Here is a 14,056-nt window from a genome sequence, read left to right as displayed (position 1 = left end):
GGCGGCCGTTCCGCGGCCGCCTTTCGCATGTGCGCTCAAAGCACCTCGGAGGCGTAGTCGGCCAGGCGCGAGCGCTCGCCGCGGCGCAGGGTCACGCTGGCGCTGTGTTCCCAGTGCTTGAAGCGGTCGACCGCGTAGGTCAGGCCGGACGTGGTCTCGGTCAGGTAGGGCGTGTCGATCTGCTCGACATTGCCGAGGCAGACGATCTTGGTGCCCGGGCCGGCGCGGGTGATCAGCGTCTTCATCTGCTTCGGGGTCAGGTTCTGCGCCTCGTCCAGGATCAGCCAGCGGCTGAGGAAGGTGCGGCCGCGCATGAAGTTCAGCGAGCGGATCTTGATCCTGGAAGCGAGCAGGTCGTTGGTCGCCGCGCGCCCCCAGCTGCCGCCGTCCTGGTTGTGGGTGAGTACTTCCAGGTTGTCCGTCAGCGCGCCCATCCACGGGGTCATCTTCTCCTCCTCGGTGCCGGGCAGGAAGCCGATGTCCTCGCCGACGCTGACCGTCGCGCGGGTCATGATGATCTCGCGGTAGCGCTGCTGGTCCATCGTCTGCGCCAGGCCCGCCGCCAGGGCCAGCAGGGTCTTGCCGGTGCCGGCGGTGCCGAGCAGGGTGACGAAGTCGATTTCCGGATCCATCAGCGCATTGAGGGCGAAGTTCTGTTCGCGATTGCGCGCGGTGATACCCCAGACCGCGTGCTGGCTGTGGCGGAAGTCGTCGACGATCTGCATCACCACCTTGTCGTCGGTGATGCGCACGACCTTCATCTCCGACTGGTCGTCGCCGGGCAGGTACAGGAACTGGTTCGGATACCACGCCTCCTCGCCCTCGCCGGGTTCGCCGCGGGCGATCTCGTAGAAGGTGCGGCCCTTGTCGGTCCAGGACTTCAGGTCCTTGCCGTTGCGCTGCCAGAAGTCCTCCGGCAGCGCGGTGGCGCCGGCGTAGAGCAGGCTGAAGTCGTCCAGCGCGCGGTCGTTCTCGTAGTCCTCCGACACGATGCCGGCGATCGAGGCCTTGATCCGCAGGTTGATGTCCTTGGAGACGAACACCACCGGCACCGTCGGCTCGGCTTCCTTCAGCGCCAGGATCGCGCCGAGGATCGCATTGTCCGGGACCACCGCGCCGAAGCGCTTACCGGCGTCGAAGTTGTCGGTCTGGAACAGCAGCCGCCCGCTGCTGTGCTCGCCGCGCAGCTGCAGGCCATTGGGGCGGTTGAGGACGATGCCCTCGTGGATGCTGCCCTTGCCGCCCTGGGCCTCGATCAGCTCGTTGAGGAAGCGGCTGACCTGGCGGGCGTTGCGGCTGGCCTCGGAGTTGCCTTTCTTGCCGTTGTCGAGCTCCTCGATGACCTGCATCGGCAGGAACACGTCGTGCTCCTCGAACTTGAACAGGGCGGTCGGGTCGTGCATCAGCACGTTGGTGTCGAGCACGTAGATGCGCTTGCTTCGCGTCATTCGGACTTCCTGGCGGTTGTACGGGCGGCGGCGGCCGTGCCGGGCGACGGGCAGGGCAAAGCCGCCGTGGCCCGCGGGGCGGGACGGCGTCGGATCGGGCGGGCGGGGTGGGTCACTGCGTCTGGGCAGCCTTGAGTGCGTCGAGGACGGCCTGGGCATGGCCGGGGACTTTCACCTTCCGCCATGACTGGGCGATGACGCCCTCCGGAGAGATCAGGAAGGTGCTGCGTTCCACGCCGATGTATTCGCGCCCGTACAGCTTCTTGGGCTTGATCACGTCGAAGGCCTTGCACAGCGCCTCGTCGGCGTCGCTGACCAGCGGGAAGCGGAAGCCCTGCTTGGCGCAGAAGTTGTCGTGCGAGCGCACCGAGTCGCGCGACACACCGAGCACGGCGGCGTTCAACTTCTTCAGCTTCGGCAGCAGCGCATTGAAGTCCAGGCCCTCGGTGGTGCAGCCGGGGGTGCTGTCCTTGGGATAGAAGTACAGCACCAGCCACTGGCCGGCGTAGTCGCCGAGGGTGGCGCTGTCGCCGCCGGACAGGGCCAGCGGCAGCTTGAGGGTCTTGGCGGGGAGTTTCTTTCCGTCTTCGGCCATGGGTCGGGTCGCCTCGTTCAGAACTTCATCGGATCCATGATGGCATCGAGGTTCAGGTGATCGCAGAACTCCAGGAAATCGTCGCGCAGGGCGGCGATGTGCATGTTCGCCGGCACGCCGATGGTGACCTGGGCGGAGAACATGTCGGCGCCGGTCTGCATCGCCCGGTAGCGCGAGCAGTGCAGGCTCTCGATGGTGATGCCCTGGCGGTCGAAGAAGTCGGCCAGCTGGAACAGGATGCCGGGCTTGTCCGCGGCGACCACCTCGACCACGTAGGGCAGCAGGTTCGACTGCACCTGCTTGGCGCCGGTGCGGTACCAGACCAGCTTCAGGCCTTCCTCGCGCTCCAGCCGGGTGAGCATGGCCTCGAGCTTGGCCACCGAATCCCACGAGCCCACCGCCAGCGCGGTCACCGACACGTCGCGGCCGACCGTCGCCAGGCGAGCGTCGACCAGGTTGCAGCCGCTGTCGCTGATCCGGCGCGTCACCGACAGCAGCGGCGACTCTGGATGCGTCGTGTAGGCGTTGATCAGCAGATGGTTTTCGGTCGGCGACGGCCGGGAAGCGGAATCGGTCAAGGCGGCGCCTGCACGGGAAACTGGAAGGGGTGTGGCGGATGATGCGTGTCGCGATCGGCGCGTGTTCCGGCCCGGTTAACAGCCCGGTGAACGGCGCGACCGCCTGCCGGCAGCATACTTGCCCGCGCTTTCGCGCCGCAAGTAACATCGGTGCCGTGCCCGTGTCAGCGCGCGCACCCCACCGTCAGCGACGCCGCGCCCGTCATTCCCAAAGGTTTTCCCTTGCAACTATCCGGCAGCATCACCGCACTGGCGACGCCCTTCGACGCCGCCCGCGAACTCGACCTCGACGCCTGGCACCGGCTGCTGGCCATGCAGCTGGAGCGGGGCACCCAGGGCCTCGTGGTCGCCGGTTCGACCGGCGAGGCGGCGGCCCTGTACGACGCCGAGTACGACCTGCTGCTGCGCAGCGCGATCGAGTTCGTCGCCGGGCGCGTGCCGGTGCTGGCCGGAACCGGACACTCCAACACCGCCAAGACCGTCGAGCAGACCCGCCGCGCGGCGGCGCTGGGGGCCGACGCGGCGCTGGTGGTCACGCCGCCCTACGTGCGTCCGACCCAGGCCGGACTGGTGGCCCACTACCGCGCCATCGCCGACGACGGCGCGCTGCCGGTCGTGCTCTACAACGTGCCGCCACGGACCGGTGGCGACATGCTGCCGGAGACGGTCGCCGAACTGGCCGGGCATCCGCGCATCGTCGCGATCAAGGAAGCGCGCAGCGAGCCGGAGCGGATGCAGGCGCTGCTGGAGCTGCAGGATCGCGATTTCTCGGTGCTCAGCGGCGACGACCCGACCGCCTGCCGGGCAATGCTGGCCGGCGCGCGCGGGGTGATCTCGGTCGCCTCCAACGTGGTGCCGGCGGCGTTCCGCCTGCTGTGCAACCTGGCCCTGGCCGGGAAGGCCGAGCAGGCCGGCGCCTGGGATGCGCGCCTGCACGGGCTCTATGCCTTCCTTGGCGTGGAACCCAACCCGACCCCGGTCAAGGCGCTGCTGACGCTGCAGGGGATCGGTCACGACCTGCGCCTGCCGTTGCAGGCGCTGTCCGAGCGTCACCGCGACGCGGCGACCACCATGCTGGCCACGATCCGCGCGATCGAGGACGAATGCCGCAACTCGCTCGCGGCCTGACCCGGTCGTCGCCGACGGCCTTTCCGGAGATTTCCATGACCCCAAGCCTTCCCATGATCCCCCGCGCGATCCCCCGCGCGATCCCCCGCGCCGCGTTGGCCGCGACCCTGGCCGTCGCCCTGGTCGCGACCGCCGGCTGCGGCTGGTTCCGCAAGGGCAACGACCTGTACGCTGCCGATCCGGCCGACCGTCCGCTGGAAGTGCCGCCGCCGCTTCCGGCCAGCGATGCGCCGCAGGCCACCGGCAGCGTGACCGCCAGTTCCGTGGTCGAGGCCCGCCGTACCGCGTCCGCGGCGCTGGGGTTCAACCTCCAGGGCAGCCGCGACGAGGTGTTCGCGCGGGTCGGGCAGGCGCTGGAGGCGAGCGAGGGCCTCACCATCGTCAGCCGCGCGCAGCTGCTGGGCGCCTACGACGTCAATTACCGGGACAGCAACTTCCTGGTCCGGGTCAGCGAAGTCGAGGGCGGCGCCTACGTGTCGGCGGTCGACCCGCGCGGCGTGCCGGCTTCAGGAGAGGCTCCGGCCCAACTGATCCGCGCGCTGCAGACGGCCCTGGGCGGGCAGTGAGCCGGACGCCGGGCCGGCGGCCTGGCGCATGAACGGAAAGGGGCGTCGATCGACGCCCCTTTTTCGTGCCGCGATGCGCGCGATGCGGTCGCGCGGATGGGGCGATGCGCTCAGCGTTCCAGCAGCGGCAGCTTGTCGGTCTTGCCTTCCCAGTCCTTGGCGTCCGGCAGCGGGTCCTTGCGCGCGGTGATCACCGGCCAGGCCTGCGAGAGTTCGGCATTGAGGGCGACGAAAGCCTCCTGTCCTGCCGGTACGTCGTCCTCGGGATAGATCGCGTTGATCGGGCATTCTGGCTCGCACAGGGTGCAGTCGATGCACTCGTCCGGGTCGATCACCAGGAAGTTCGGGCCCTCGTGGAAACAGTCGACCGGGCACACCTCGACGCAGTCGGTGTACTTGCACTTGATGCAGTTCTCGGTGACGACGAAGGGCATGGCGGATTCCTTGAAGGTGCGCCGGTTATTCTATCGGCCGGGGCGGAGGAAGCCCATAGCGGCGGGGCGGGAGGCCGGAAGCTCGGGTGCCGCGATCATGCCGGTCGGGCGGCGCCCACGGCGTCGCATGCGCCACAAAAGGAAAGGGCTCGTGCCTTGCGACACGGGCCCTCGGAACTGGCGCTCCCTGGAGGATCGACGCGGCGCATCCCGGTGCCGCGCCCTGCGGGCAGCCTGCGGCTGTCCGGATTCGTTCCCGACGAATCCGTCGAACCGTTCAAGTCCCCCCGGGAGCGACGGATATGAGAAAGCCCGTGCCTTGCGGCACGGGCTTTCGGGATATGGCGCTCCCTAGGGGATTCGAACCCCTGTTTTAGCCTTGAGAGGGCCACGTCCTAGGCCTCTAGACGAAGGGAGCTGGGATCCGCCGTGGCGCTCAGCACCAGGGCGGCCTGCTAGTATAGTGGGCTGTTGCCGCCATTGGCAACGATTTTCTGCGCCTCTTTTACATTCCATTGAGCTGCGGCAAAGTCCGCCCGAATGCCAGCCGATCACCACACCGAAAATTCCACGCCCGCCGTCTCGCTGCGGACCGTTCCCCGTGACCAGCACTGCGTCTCGCGCAAGGAGATCAGCTCCAACGCGTTGCGGGTGCTGTATCGCCTGCGCGATGCCGGCTTTGCCGGCTATCTGGTCGGCGGAGCGGTACGCGACCTGCTGGTCGGCGGACATCCCAAGGACTTCGACGTCGCCACCGATGCGACCCCGGAGCAGGTCAAGCAGTTGTTCCGCAACTGTCGCCTGATCGGGCGTCGCTTCCGTCTGGCCCACGTCGTGTTCGGCCGCGAGATCATCGAGGTCGCCACCTTCCGTGCCAACAGCGACGACGGCAGCGGCGACCGCGAGGTCGACGGCGGCCGCCTGGTCCGCGACAACGTCTACGGCACCATCGAGGAAGACGCGATCCGTCGCGACTTCACCGCCAACGCGCTGTACTACTCGATCGAGGACTTCTCGGTTCGCGACTACGTCGGCGGCTTCGACGACGTGCGCAACCGGGTGATGCGCCTGATCGGCGACCCGGAGACGCGCTATCGCGAGGACCCGGTGCGGATGCTGCGGGCGATCCGGCTGGCGGCCAAGCTCGGCTTCGAGATCGAGCCGGCGACCGCCGCGCCGATCCGCACCCTGGCGCCGCTGCTGGCCGAGTCGGCGCCGGCGCGGCTGTTCGAGGAATGCCTGAAGCTGTTCCTGTCCGGACATGCGGTCGAGAGCTTCCTCGGTCTGGAGCGCCACGGTCTGCTGCCGGTGCTGCTGCCGGAGAGCGCCGCGGCACTGGCCTCCAACCGCAGCGGCGCGCTGCGCCGGATGCTGCTGGAAGGTCTGCGCAACACCGATCAGCGGGTCGCCAACGAGGAGCCGGTGTCGCCCGCGTTCCTGTTCGCGCTGCTGTTGTGGCCGGCGTATTGCCGGACCCTGGCGCAGCTTCAGGCCCAGCAGGTGCATGCGGCCGAGGCGCAACGGCGCGCAGCCGATCGGGTCACCGTGCACCAGTTGGACACGGTCGCGTTGCCGCGCCGGTTCTCGCAGCCGATGCAGGAGATCTGGCTGCTGCAGTCGCGCTTCGGCGGCCGCCAGCGCAAGCGGGTGTTCCGTCTGCTCGCGCATCCGCGTTTCCGCGCCGCCTTCGATTTCCTCAGCCTGCGCCTGACCGCCTCGCCCGAGCATGCCGACGACGTGGCCTTCTGGCGCGAAGCCCAGGCCAAGCCTGGCGACGTGCTCGCCGCGCAGTTGGAGGCGGCACGGCACGCCGAGGACGACATCGAGACGGCGTCGCCGCCGCGCCGCCGTCGTCGCCGCCGTCGCAAACCCGTATCGGGGTGAGCCGGCGGCAATCGGCGGGCGACGGCAATGGGCGATGAAGCGAAGCGGCCGGTGGTCGCCTACCTCGGCCTCGGCGGCAACCTGGGCGACGTGCCGGCGACCCTGCGCGCCGCGGTCGATGCGCTTGCCGCGCTGCCGGGCTCGCGCCTGCGCGCGGTCTCCCGTTTCTACCGGACCCCGGCTTGGGGGATGACCGCGCAGCCGGACTTCATCAATGCGGTGGCGGCGCTGGAGACCACGCTGGCGCCCGAGGCGCTGCTGGCGGCGATGCTGGAGATCGAGCGCGACGCCGGTCGCGACCGCGGCGACGATGCGCCGCGCTGGGGCCCGCGCACGCTCGACCTGGATCTGCTGCTGTACGGCGACGCGGCGATCGACCTGCCGGGTCTGCAGGTCCCGCATCCGCGCCTGCACGAGCGCGCGTTCGCGCTGCTGCCGCTGGTCGAGATCGCGCCCGAGGCGGTCATTCCCGGCGTCGGTCCGGCGCGCGCGCAACTGGAATCGATGGCGATCACCGGCATCGAGGCGCTACGCTAGGGCAGATCCGTGCAAACAGGCTCCAGGCACATGTACGCCCCCACTTCCAAACAGACCCGCGCCGCAGGCGCCAAGCCGTGGACCGTGCCGGAGCTGCGCCAGGCCAAGCGCGACGGCAACAAGCTGGTGATGCTGACCTGCTACGACGCCGGATTCGCGCGCACGATGGACGCCGCCGGCGTCGACCTGGTGCTGGTCGGCGACTCGCTGGGCATGGTCGTGCAGGGGCACGACAGCACCCTGCCGGTCAGCGTCGACGACATCGCCTACCACACCGCCTGCGTCGCCCGCGGGCTGTCCCGTGCGCTGCTGGTCGCCGATCTGCCGTTCGCCGCCGACGCCGATCCGGCGCGCGCACTGGAGGCTTCGGTGGCGCTGCTGCGGGCCGGGGCGGGGATGGTCAAGCTGGAGGGCGCCGGCCACAAGCTGGAGGTGATCCGCTACCTGGTCGAACGCGAGATTCCGGTCTGCGCCCACCTCGGTCTGACTCCGCAGTCGGTGCTGCGGCTGGGCGGTTACAAGGTGCAGGGACGCGACGAGGCCGCGGCGGCGCGATTGCGCGAGGACGCGCGCGCGGTCGAGGCGGCCGGCGCCAGCCTGCTGGTGCTGGAATGCGTGCCGACCCCGGTCGCCACCGCGATCAGCGGCGAGCTGGAGATCCCGACCGTCGGCATCGGCGCCGGCCCCGGCTGCGACGGCCAGGTGCTGGTCCTGCACGACATGCTCGGTCTCAACAGCGGTCATCGCCGGCCGCGCTTCGTCAAGGACTTCCTCGCCGAGGGCGGCTCGGTCGCCGGCGCCTGCGCGGCCTTCGCCGACGCGGTGCGCGAAGGCCGCTTCCCCGACGCGGACCATTCCTACGCCTGAGCGTCGCCGCCGCGACCGCCTCCCACCGAAAGATCCCGACGACATGCTCGAAACCCTTACCGATCCGGGTGCGCTGCGCGCGCGCGTCGCCGACTGGAAGCGCGCCGGCCTGCGCGTGGCGCTGGTGCCGACCATGGGCAACCTCCACGCCGGCCATTTCTCGCTGGTCGAGCTGGCGCTGCGCCACGCCGACCGGGTGGTCGCCAGCGTGTTCGTCAACCCGACCCAGTTCGGTCCCAGCGAAGATTTCGCCCGCTACCCGCGCACGCCCGAGGCCGACGCGGCCGGGCTGGAGGCGGCCGGCTGCCACGCGCTATGGCTGCCGTCGGTGGAGACGATGTACCCGTACGGGGTCGACGCCAGCGTGCAGGTGCGCGTGCCCGGCGTCACCGGCGTGCTCGAAGGGGCGCATCGTCCGGGCCATTTCGACGGCGTCGCCACCGTCGTCGCACGGCTGTTCAACCAGGTCCAGCCCGATGTCGCGCTGTTCGGCCGCAAGGACTACCAGCAACTGGCGGTGATCCGCTATCTGGTCCGCGAGCTGTCGTTCCCGCTGGAGATCGCCGCCGCGCCGATCCTGCGCGAGCCCGACGGCCTGGCGATGAGTTCGCGCAACCAGTACCTGTCGGCCGCCGAGCGCCCGCTTGCCGCCCGTATCCACGCCACCTTGCTGGAGATGCGCGACGGCGTGCGTGCCGGGCGGCCCTGGGCGCAGGTCGAGGCCGATGCGGCCGAGCGCCTGGGGGCGGAGGGCTTCGCGGTCGACTACGCCGCGATCCGGCGCCCGGACCTGTCCGAGCCGGCGCTGGCCGATGCCGACGGCGCCTGGGTGGCGCTGATCGCGGCCCGGCTCGGCCGCACCCGGCTGATCGACAACCTCGAATTCGAGCGCTGAGCGCAACGCAGTGTTGCGCGGCCGGGCAGGGTCGGATGCGGTCGCGTCAGGCGCGGTTATGTTGCATCGCGCCATCGACTGCTAAACTCGGGAGCCCAGGCAGGAGGACCCGGCGGACTGCCCGCCGCGCCGCCCGCCATCTTCCACGCTCCAGTCCCCGCCGAGCCGTCCCGCGACGGAGAACCGACATGCTGTTGAACCTGCTCAAGGCCAAGATCCACCGCGCCACCGTCACCCACGCCGAGCTGCACTACGAGGGCTCGTGCGCGATCGACGGCCGCCTGCTCGACATCTCGGGCATCCGCGAATACGAGCAGGTGCACATCTTCAACATCAACAACGGCCAGCGCTTCGTGACCTACGCGATCCGCGGCGAGGAAGGCAGCGGGGTGATCTCGGTCAACGGCGCCGCCGCGCATCTGGCCCAGCCCGGCGACCTGGTCATCATCTGCGCCTATGGCCAGTGCGACGAAGCCGAGGCGGCCAAGTTCAAGCCGACCCTGGTCTATGTCGACCGCGAGAACCGGTTGACCCATACCAACCATTCCATTCCCGCCCAGGCCGCCTGACGGTCCGCGCCAAAGGCCCTCGATGACCGCCACGGACAGGATCGACGCCGCTCTCCAGCCCCATGTGGCGCGCCTGAAGGACCGGCGCACCTCCGACCTGGTCGGTGCCGACCCCGGCCGCGCCCGCGAGCTGGCGCTGCGGGTCGGTCCCGTCTACGCCAACTTCGCCCGCCAGGGCTACGACCGCGATGCGCTCGAGGCGCTGTTCGCGGTCCTGCGCGAGGCCGACGCCTCCGGCCGCATCCGCGCCCAGTTCGATGGCGAGAAGATCAACCTGACCGAGGACCGCGCGGTGCTGCATACCGCGTTGCGCGGCGACCTGTCCGAGGCGCCGGTGGCGAAGGCCGCCCACGCCCAGGCGCTGCAGGCGCGCGCGCGGATGCGCGAGCTGGTCGCGGCGCTGGAGGCGGAGGCGGTCACCGACGTGGTCAGCGTCGGCATCGGCGGTTCCGACCTCGGTCCGCGGCTCGCGGTCGATGCGCTGGCCGACCCGGCCGCGCGTGGCCTGCGTGTGCACTTCCTTTCCAACGTCGACGGCCACGCGGCCCAGCGCGTGCTGGCCGGCCTGGACCCGGCGCGGACCGCCGGCATCCTGATCTCCAAGACCTTCGGCACCCAGGAGACCCTGCTCAACGGCCGGGTGCTGGGCGACTGGCTGGGCGAGGGCGCGGCACGGCGGCTGTACGCGGTGTCGGCCAACGTCGAACGGCCGGCCGAGGCCTTCGGCATTCCGGCCGAGCGCATCCTGCCGATGTGGGACTGGGTCGGCGGCCGCTATTCGCTGTGGTCGGCGGTCGGTTTCCCGATTGCGCTGGCGATCGGCATGGACGCGTTCGAGGCCTTCCTCGCCGGCGCCGCCGAGATGGACGCGCACGTGCTGGGCTCGCCGCTGGAGCGCAATCTGGCGGCCTGGCATGCGGCGACCGCGCTGTGGAACCGCAACGCGCTCGGTCATGCGACCCACGCGGTGCTGCCCTACGACGAGCGCCTGAGGCTGCTGTCGAACTACCTGCAACAACTGGTGATGGAGAGCCTCGGCAAGTCGGTGCGCCGCGACGGTTCGCCGGTGGCCGGCGACACCGTGCCGGTGTGGTGGGGCGGGGTCGGCACCGATACCCAGCACAGCTTCTTCCAGGCCCTGCACCAGGGCACGTCGATCGTGCCGGCGGACTTCATCGGCGTGGTCCGCGCCGACGCGCCGTACGCCGACAACCATCGCGCGCTGCATGCGAACCTGCTGGCCCAGACCGAGGCGTTCGCCAACGGCCAGGGCAGCGACGATCCGCACCGCGCCTACGCCGGCGGACGTCCGACCACCACGATCCTGCTCGATGCGCTGACCCCGCGCGCGCTCGGCGCGCTGCTGGCGCTGTACGAGCACAGCGTCTACCTGCAATCGGTGGCCTGGGGCATCAACGCCTTCGACCAGTTCGGCGTCGAGCTCGGCAAGCAGGTCGCCAGTCGCCTGCTGCCGGCGCTGGCCGGCGAGGCCGAGGCCGACGACCCGGTGACCCGGGTCCTGCTCGAAGAGCTGCGACGGAGCTGACATGATCCGCCTCGATCACTTCGTGCTCACCGTCCGATCGATCGAGGCCAGCTGCGCGTTCTACCGCGACGTGCTCGGAATGGAGATCGTGGTGTTCGGCGAGGGCCGTCACGCGCTGCGTTTCGGCGCGCACAAGATCAACCTGCACCAGGCCGGCCGCGAGCTGCGGCCGCATGCCGCCGCCCCGACCCGCGGCAGCGGCGACTTCTGTCTGCTGACCACCGAACCGCTGGATGCGGTGATCGCGCGCCTGCGCCGGCTCGAGGTCGCGATCGAGGCCGGCCCGGTGCCGCGCACCGGCGCCACCGGGCCGATCACGTCGGTGTATTTCCGCGACCCCGACGGCAACCTGATCGAGATCGCCAACCCGGCCTGAGTCTTCACGACCTTTGCCCCGTAGGAGCGGCGTTCCCATGAATGCTTCATCGCGGCTCACGCCGCTCCTACAGGAAATCCTTGCCCCAAGGACATCACCAGCCCCCTGAGTCAGGGGGGGCGATATCCGGCTGCGCCCGGATATCTCCCAAGGTTTGCTGCGCAAACCTTGGGCCCCGCCGTTGCGCTGCCACACCCCCATTCGCATCTGCGATGCGAATCGCTCCCTGACTCAGGGGGCTGGGCTCATGAGGTAGACGGACGCTCCTACGGCCGCCCCTGCGGGAGATCGGCTTCCTTCGCGTGCCGGGCCAGCGCCCATTCGACGTGTTCGCGGACCAGGGCGCTGGGGTGGTCGCGACGCGACGCCAGCGCGGCCAGCACTTCCGGCGTGGTCGGTGCGTTGCCCAGGGCGACGGCGATGTTGCGCAGCCAGCGCTCGTGGCCGCTGCGGCGGATCGCCGAGCCCTCGGTGCGGCGCAGGAACTCGTCCTCGTCCCAGGCGAACAGTTCGGCCAGGCTCGCGCGGTCGAGGTCGTTGCGGGCGCGGAAGTCGGGTTCGTCGGTGCGGCGCGCGAACTTGTTCCAGGGGCAGACCAGCTGGCAATCGTCGCAACCGAAGATGCGGTTGCCGATCGGCTCGCGCAGCGGCTCGGGGATCGCGCCTTCGTGCTCGATCGTCAGGTAGGCGATGCAGCGGCGCGCGTCGAGCCGGTTCGGGGCGACGATCGCGCGGGTCGGACAGATGTCGATGCAGCGGGTGCAGGTGCCGCAGTGCGCGCTGGCCGGCGGATCGATCGGCAACGGCAGGTCGACATAGATCTCGCCGAGGAAGAACCACGAGCCGCCGTCCTTGTCGATCAGGCAGGTGTGCTTGCCGATCCAGCCCAGACCGGCGTTGCGTGCGAGTGCGCGTTCCAGCACCGGCGCGGAATCGACGAACACGCGATGGCCGAACGCGCCGACCTCGACCGCCAGACGCTCGGCCATCCTTTGCAGGCGCTGGCGCATCAGCTTGTGGTAGTCGCGGCCCAGCGCGTAGCGGGCGACATAGGCGCGCTCGCCGTCGGCGAGGGTGTCCCAGGCCTCCTCGCCATCGTTGCGGCCGTAGTCCAGGCCGACCGAGATCACCCGCAGCGTGCCCGGGATCAGCGCCGACGGGCGCGAGCGCTTGTCGCCGTGGCGGGCCATCCAGTCCATCGAGCCGTACAGGCCCTCGGCCAGCCAACTGCGCAGATGCGTCTCGTCCTCGCCCAGCTCGATGCCGGCGATGCCGCAGCGCTGGAAGCCGAACTCGCGCGCCAGCTCGCGCACGCGCTCGGCCAGCGCGGCGTAATCGACATCCGGGGCGGCGGCGGTGTTCACGACAGTGCAAGTATAGAATCGCCCGATGCATGCCGAGTCCTTTCCGGGCGGATCGCCATCCGTTGCCGCGCCATCCGGCGTCGGCCTGTTCGATGTGGCCGCATTGCGCGCGATCGAGACGCGGGCCGCGCAGCGCCTGGGCGATGCCGCCGAACTGATGCGTCGCGCCGGCCAATCGGCGTGGCGCGAGTTGCTCGCGCACTGGCCCGATGCGCACAGGATCGCGGTGGTCTGCGGACCCGGCAACAACGGTGGCGATGGTTATGAACTGGCCCGCCATGCGTTGGGCTCGGGGCGCGAGGTGGTCGTCGTGCGGTTGCCCGCGCATGCGCCGCGCGGGGATCTGGCGGTTGCCGCGGCAGAGCGTTACCGCGCCGACGGTGGCCGCGAGCAGACGTTCGCCGGAGGACTGCCGGACTGTGAACTGATTGTCGACGCGCTGTTCGGAATCGGGCTGGCGCGGGCGCCGGAGGGCGAGGCGGCCGCGCTGATCGAGGCGATCAATGCCGCGGCGATGCCGGTGCTGGCGCTGGACGTGCCCAGCGGCGTCGATGCCGCGACCGGCTCGGTCGCAGGCGCGGCGGTGGTTGCCCAACGCACCCTGGAGTTCATCGCCGCCAAGGCCGGCCTGGTCACCGGTGCGGCACTGGACCATGTCGGCGTCCGTGCTCTGGCCGATCTCGGCCTGGCGACCGAGGACCGCGCCGGGCTCGAGCCGGTTGCGGAGCTGCTGACGTCGGCCGATCTCGGCCGCTGGTTGCGGCCACGCCGTCGCGACAGCCACAAGGGTCGCAACGGTCGGGTGCTCTGCGTCGGTGGCGACCTGGGCCACGGCGGCGCGATCCTGCTTGCCGCCGAAGCCGCGCTGCGCAGCGGCGCCGGACTGGTCGACGTGGTTACCCGCAGCGCGCACCTGGCGGCCATGCTGGCACGACGTCCGGAGGCGATGGTGCACGCTGTCGATGCGCTCGGCGACGCTTCGCTCGAGCCGATGCTGGAGGCGGCCGACGTGCTGGCGATCGGTCCCGGCCTGGGGCAGGGAGCGTGGGGACGGGGGCTGTTCGAGGCCTTGGGCGCCGCCCGCTGCGCGGTGCTGGACGCCGACGCGCTGAACCTGCTCGCGCAGGGGGCGGCGGTACCTTCCGGCCATGCCGTGCTGACGCCGCACCCGGGCGAGGCCGCACGTCTGCTCGGCCGCTCGACCGCCGATGTGCAGGGCGATCGTCTCGGCGCCGCCGCGGACCTGGTCGCGCGTCACGGCGGCGTGGT

The 14,056-nt window shown here is 70.4% G+C and carries 15 protein-coding genes and 1 tRNA gene; 10 read left to right on the top strand and 6 right to left on the bottom strand.

Translation table 11 applies throughout. From position 1 onward, the window contains the following. Positions 1 to 35: 35 nt before the first annotated feature. From FKV24_RS11885 to FKV24_RS11875, 3 genes are all read right to left on the bottom strand, one after another. Entirely contained in the window at positions 36 to 1,448 is a 1,413-nt protein-coding gene (locus FKV24_RS11885; RefSeq protein ID WP_141482524.1) for a PhoH family protein, read from the bottom strand. 112 nt (positions 1,449 to 1,560) lie between these two features. Next, positions 1,561 to 2,043 carry a peroxiredoxin gene (locus FKV24_RS11880; RefSeq protein ID WP_111266783.1) on the bottom strand — a complete coding sequence of 161 codons (483 nt, stop codon included), beginning with the start codon at positions 2,041 to 2,043 and terminating at the stop codon, positions 1,561 to 1,563. Between the two features lie 17 nt (positions 2,044 to 2,060). Further along, on the bottom strand, positions 2,061 to 2,621 hold the full coding sequence (locus tag FKV24_RS11875) for a glycine cleavage system transcriptional repressor (RefSeq protein WP_111266782.1): 561 nt from the start codon (positions 2,619 to 2,621) through the stop codon (positions 2,061 to 2,063). 222 nt (positions 2,622 to 2,843) lie between these two features. Here FKV24_RS11875 and dapA point away from each other — a divergent pair, with 222 nt between their 5' ends. Both dapA and FKV24_RS11865 read left to right on the top strand, forming a co-directional pair. After that, positions 2,844 to 3,749 carry a 4-hydroxy-tetrahydrodipicolinate synthase gene (gene dapA, locus FKV24_RS11870; RefSeq protein ID WP_141482523.1) on the top strand — a complete coding sequence of 302 codons (906 nt, stop codon included), beginning with the start codon at positions 2,844 to 2,846 and terminating at the stop codon, positions 3,747 to 3,749. 53 nt (positions 3,750 to 3,802) lie between these two features. Further along, on the top strand, positions 3,803 to 4,315 hold the full coding sequence (locus FKV24_RS11865) for a hypothetical protein (protein WP_141482538.1): 513 nt from the start codon (positions 3,803 to 3,805) through the stop codon (positions 4,313 to 4,315). A gap of 110 nt (positions 4,316 to 4,425) precedes the next feature. On the opposite strand, the gene fdxA is transcribed toward FKV24_RS11865, so the two are convergent. Then, positions 4,426 to 4,749 carry a ferredoxin FdxA gene (gene fdxA / locus FKV24_RS11860; protein ID WP_141482522.1) on the bottom strand — a complete coding sequence of 108 codons (324 nt, stop codon included), beginning with the start codon at positions 4,747 to 4,749 and terminating at the stop codon, positions 4,426 to 4,428. 342 nt (positions 4,750 to 5,091) lie between these two features. Then, positions 5,092 to 5,167 (bottom strand) — tRNA-Glu (locus FKV24_RS11855). A gap of 122 nt (positions 5,168 to 5,289) precedes the next feature. Between FKV24_RS11855 and pcnB the strand changes: the two genes are divergently transcribed. From pcnB to FKV24_RS11820, 7 genes are all read left to right on the top strand, one after another. Continuing rightward, on the top strand, positions 5,290 to 6,633 hold the full coding sequence (gene pcnB, locus FKV24_RS11850; protein ID WP_111266779.1) for a polynucleotide adenylyltransferase PcnB: 1,344 nt from the start codon (positions 5,290 to 5,292) through the stop codon (positions 6,631 to 6,633). A 27-nt stretch (positions 6,634 to 6,660) separates the two neighbouring features. Further along, positions 6,661 to 7,170 carry a 2-amino-4-hydroxy-6-hydroxymethyldihydropteridine diphosphokinase gene (gene folK, locus FKV24_RS11845; RefSeq protein ID WP_141482521.1) on the top strand — a complete coding sequence of 170 codons (510 nt, stop codon included), beginning with the start codon at positions 6,661 to 6,663 and terminating at the stop codon, positions 7,168 to 7,170. Positions 7,171 to 7,200: 30 nt separating this feature from the next. Beyond that, the gene (gene panB / locus FKV24_RS11840; protein ID WP_141482520.1) at positions 7,201 to 8,037 is read left to right on the top strand and encodes a 3-methyl-2-oxobutanoate hydroxymethyltransferase; all 837 of its coding nucleotides are present in this window, start codon (positions 7,201 to 7,203) and stop codon (positions 8,035 to 8,037) included. A 43-nt stretch (positions 8,038 to 8,080) separates the two neighbouring features. Continuing rightward, positions 8,081 to 8,932, top strand: coding sequence for a pantoate--beta-alanine ligase (gene panC, locus FKV24_RS11835; RefSeq protein WP_141482519.1), 852 nt, complete (start codon positions 8,081 to 8,083; stop codon positions 8,930 to 8,932). A 188-nt stretch (positions 8,933 to 9,120) separates the two neighbouring features. Next, positions 9,121 to 9,501, top strand: a complete 381-nt coding sequence (panD, locus tag FKV24_RS11830) for an aspartate 1-decarboxylase (protein WP_111266775.1) — start codon at positions 9,121 to 9,123, stop codon at positions 9,499 to 9,501. A gap of 22 nt (positions 9,502 to 9,523) precedes the next feature. Then, positions 9,524 to 11,047, top strand: coding sequence for a glucose-6-phosphate isomerase (gene pgi / locus FKV24_RS11825; RefSeq protein WP_141482518.1), 1,524 nt, complete (start codon positions 9,524 to 9,526; stop codon positions 11,045 to 11,047). A 1-nt stretch (position 11,048) separates the two neighbouring features. Beyond that, positions 11,049 to 11,423 (top strand): VOC family protein, encoded by a 375-nt coding sequence (locus tag FKV24_RS11820; protein ID WP_141482517.1) that lies wholly within the window; start codon positions 11,049 to 11,051, stop codon positions 11,421 to 11,423. Between the two features lie 266 nt (positions 11,424 to 11,689). On the opposite strand, the gene queG is transcribed toward FKV24_RS11820, so the two are convergent. Beyond that, a complete protein-coding gene (gene queG / locus FKV24_RS11815) occupies positions 11,690 to 12,787 on the bottom strand; it encodes a tRNA epoxyqueuosine(34) reductase QueG (protein ID WP_170288293.1) in 1,098 nt (365 codons plus the stop codon). A gap of 25 nt (positions 12,788 to 12,812) precedes the next feature. On the opposite strand from queG, the gene FKV24_RS11810 reads away from it, so the two are divergent. Then, positions 12,813 to 14,056 (top strand): NAD(P)H-hydrate dehydratase (locus FKV24_RS11810; RefSeq protein ID WP_141482516.1); only part of this gene is annotated, 1,244 nt, incomplete at its 3' end.

This window comes from Marilutibacter maris, from assembly GCF_006546735.2.
GTDB lineage: Bacteria > Pseudomonadota > Gammaproteobacteria > Xanthomonadales > Xanthomonadaceae > Marilutibacter > Marilutibacter maris.
Note: the sequence above shows the minus strand (reverse complement) of the source record. Positions and strands in the feature narration are given on the sequence as shown.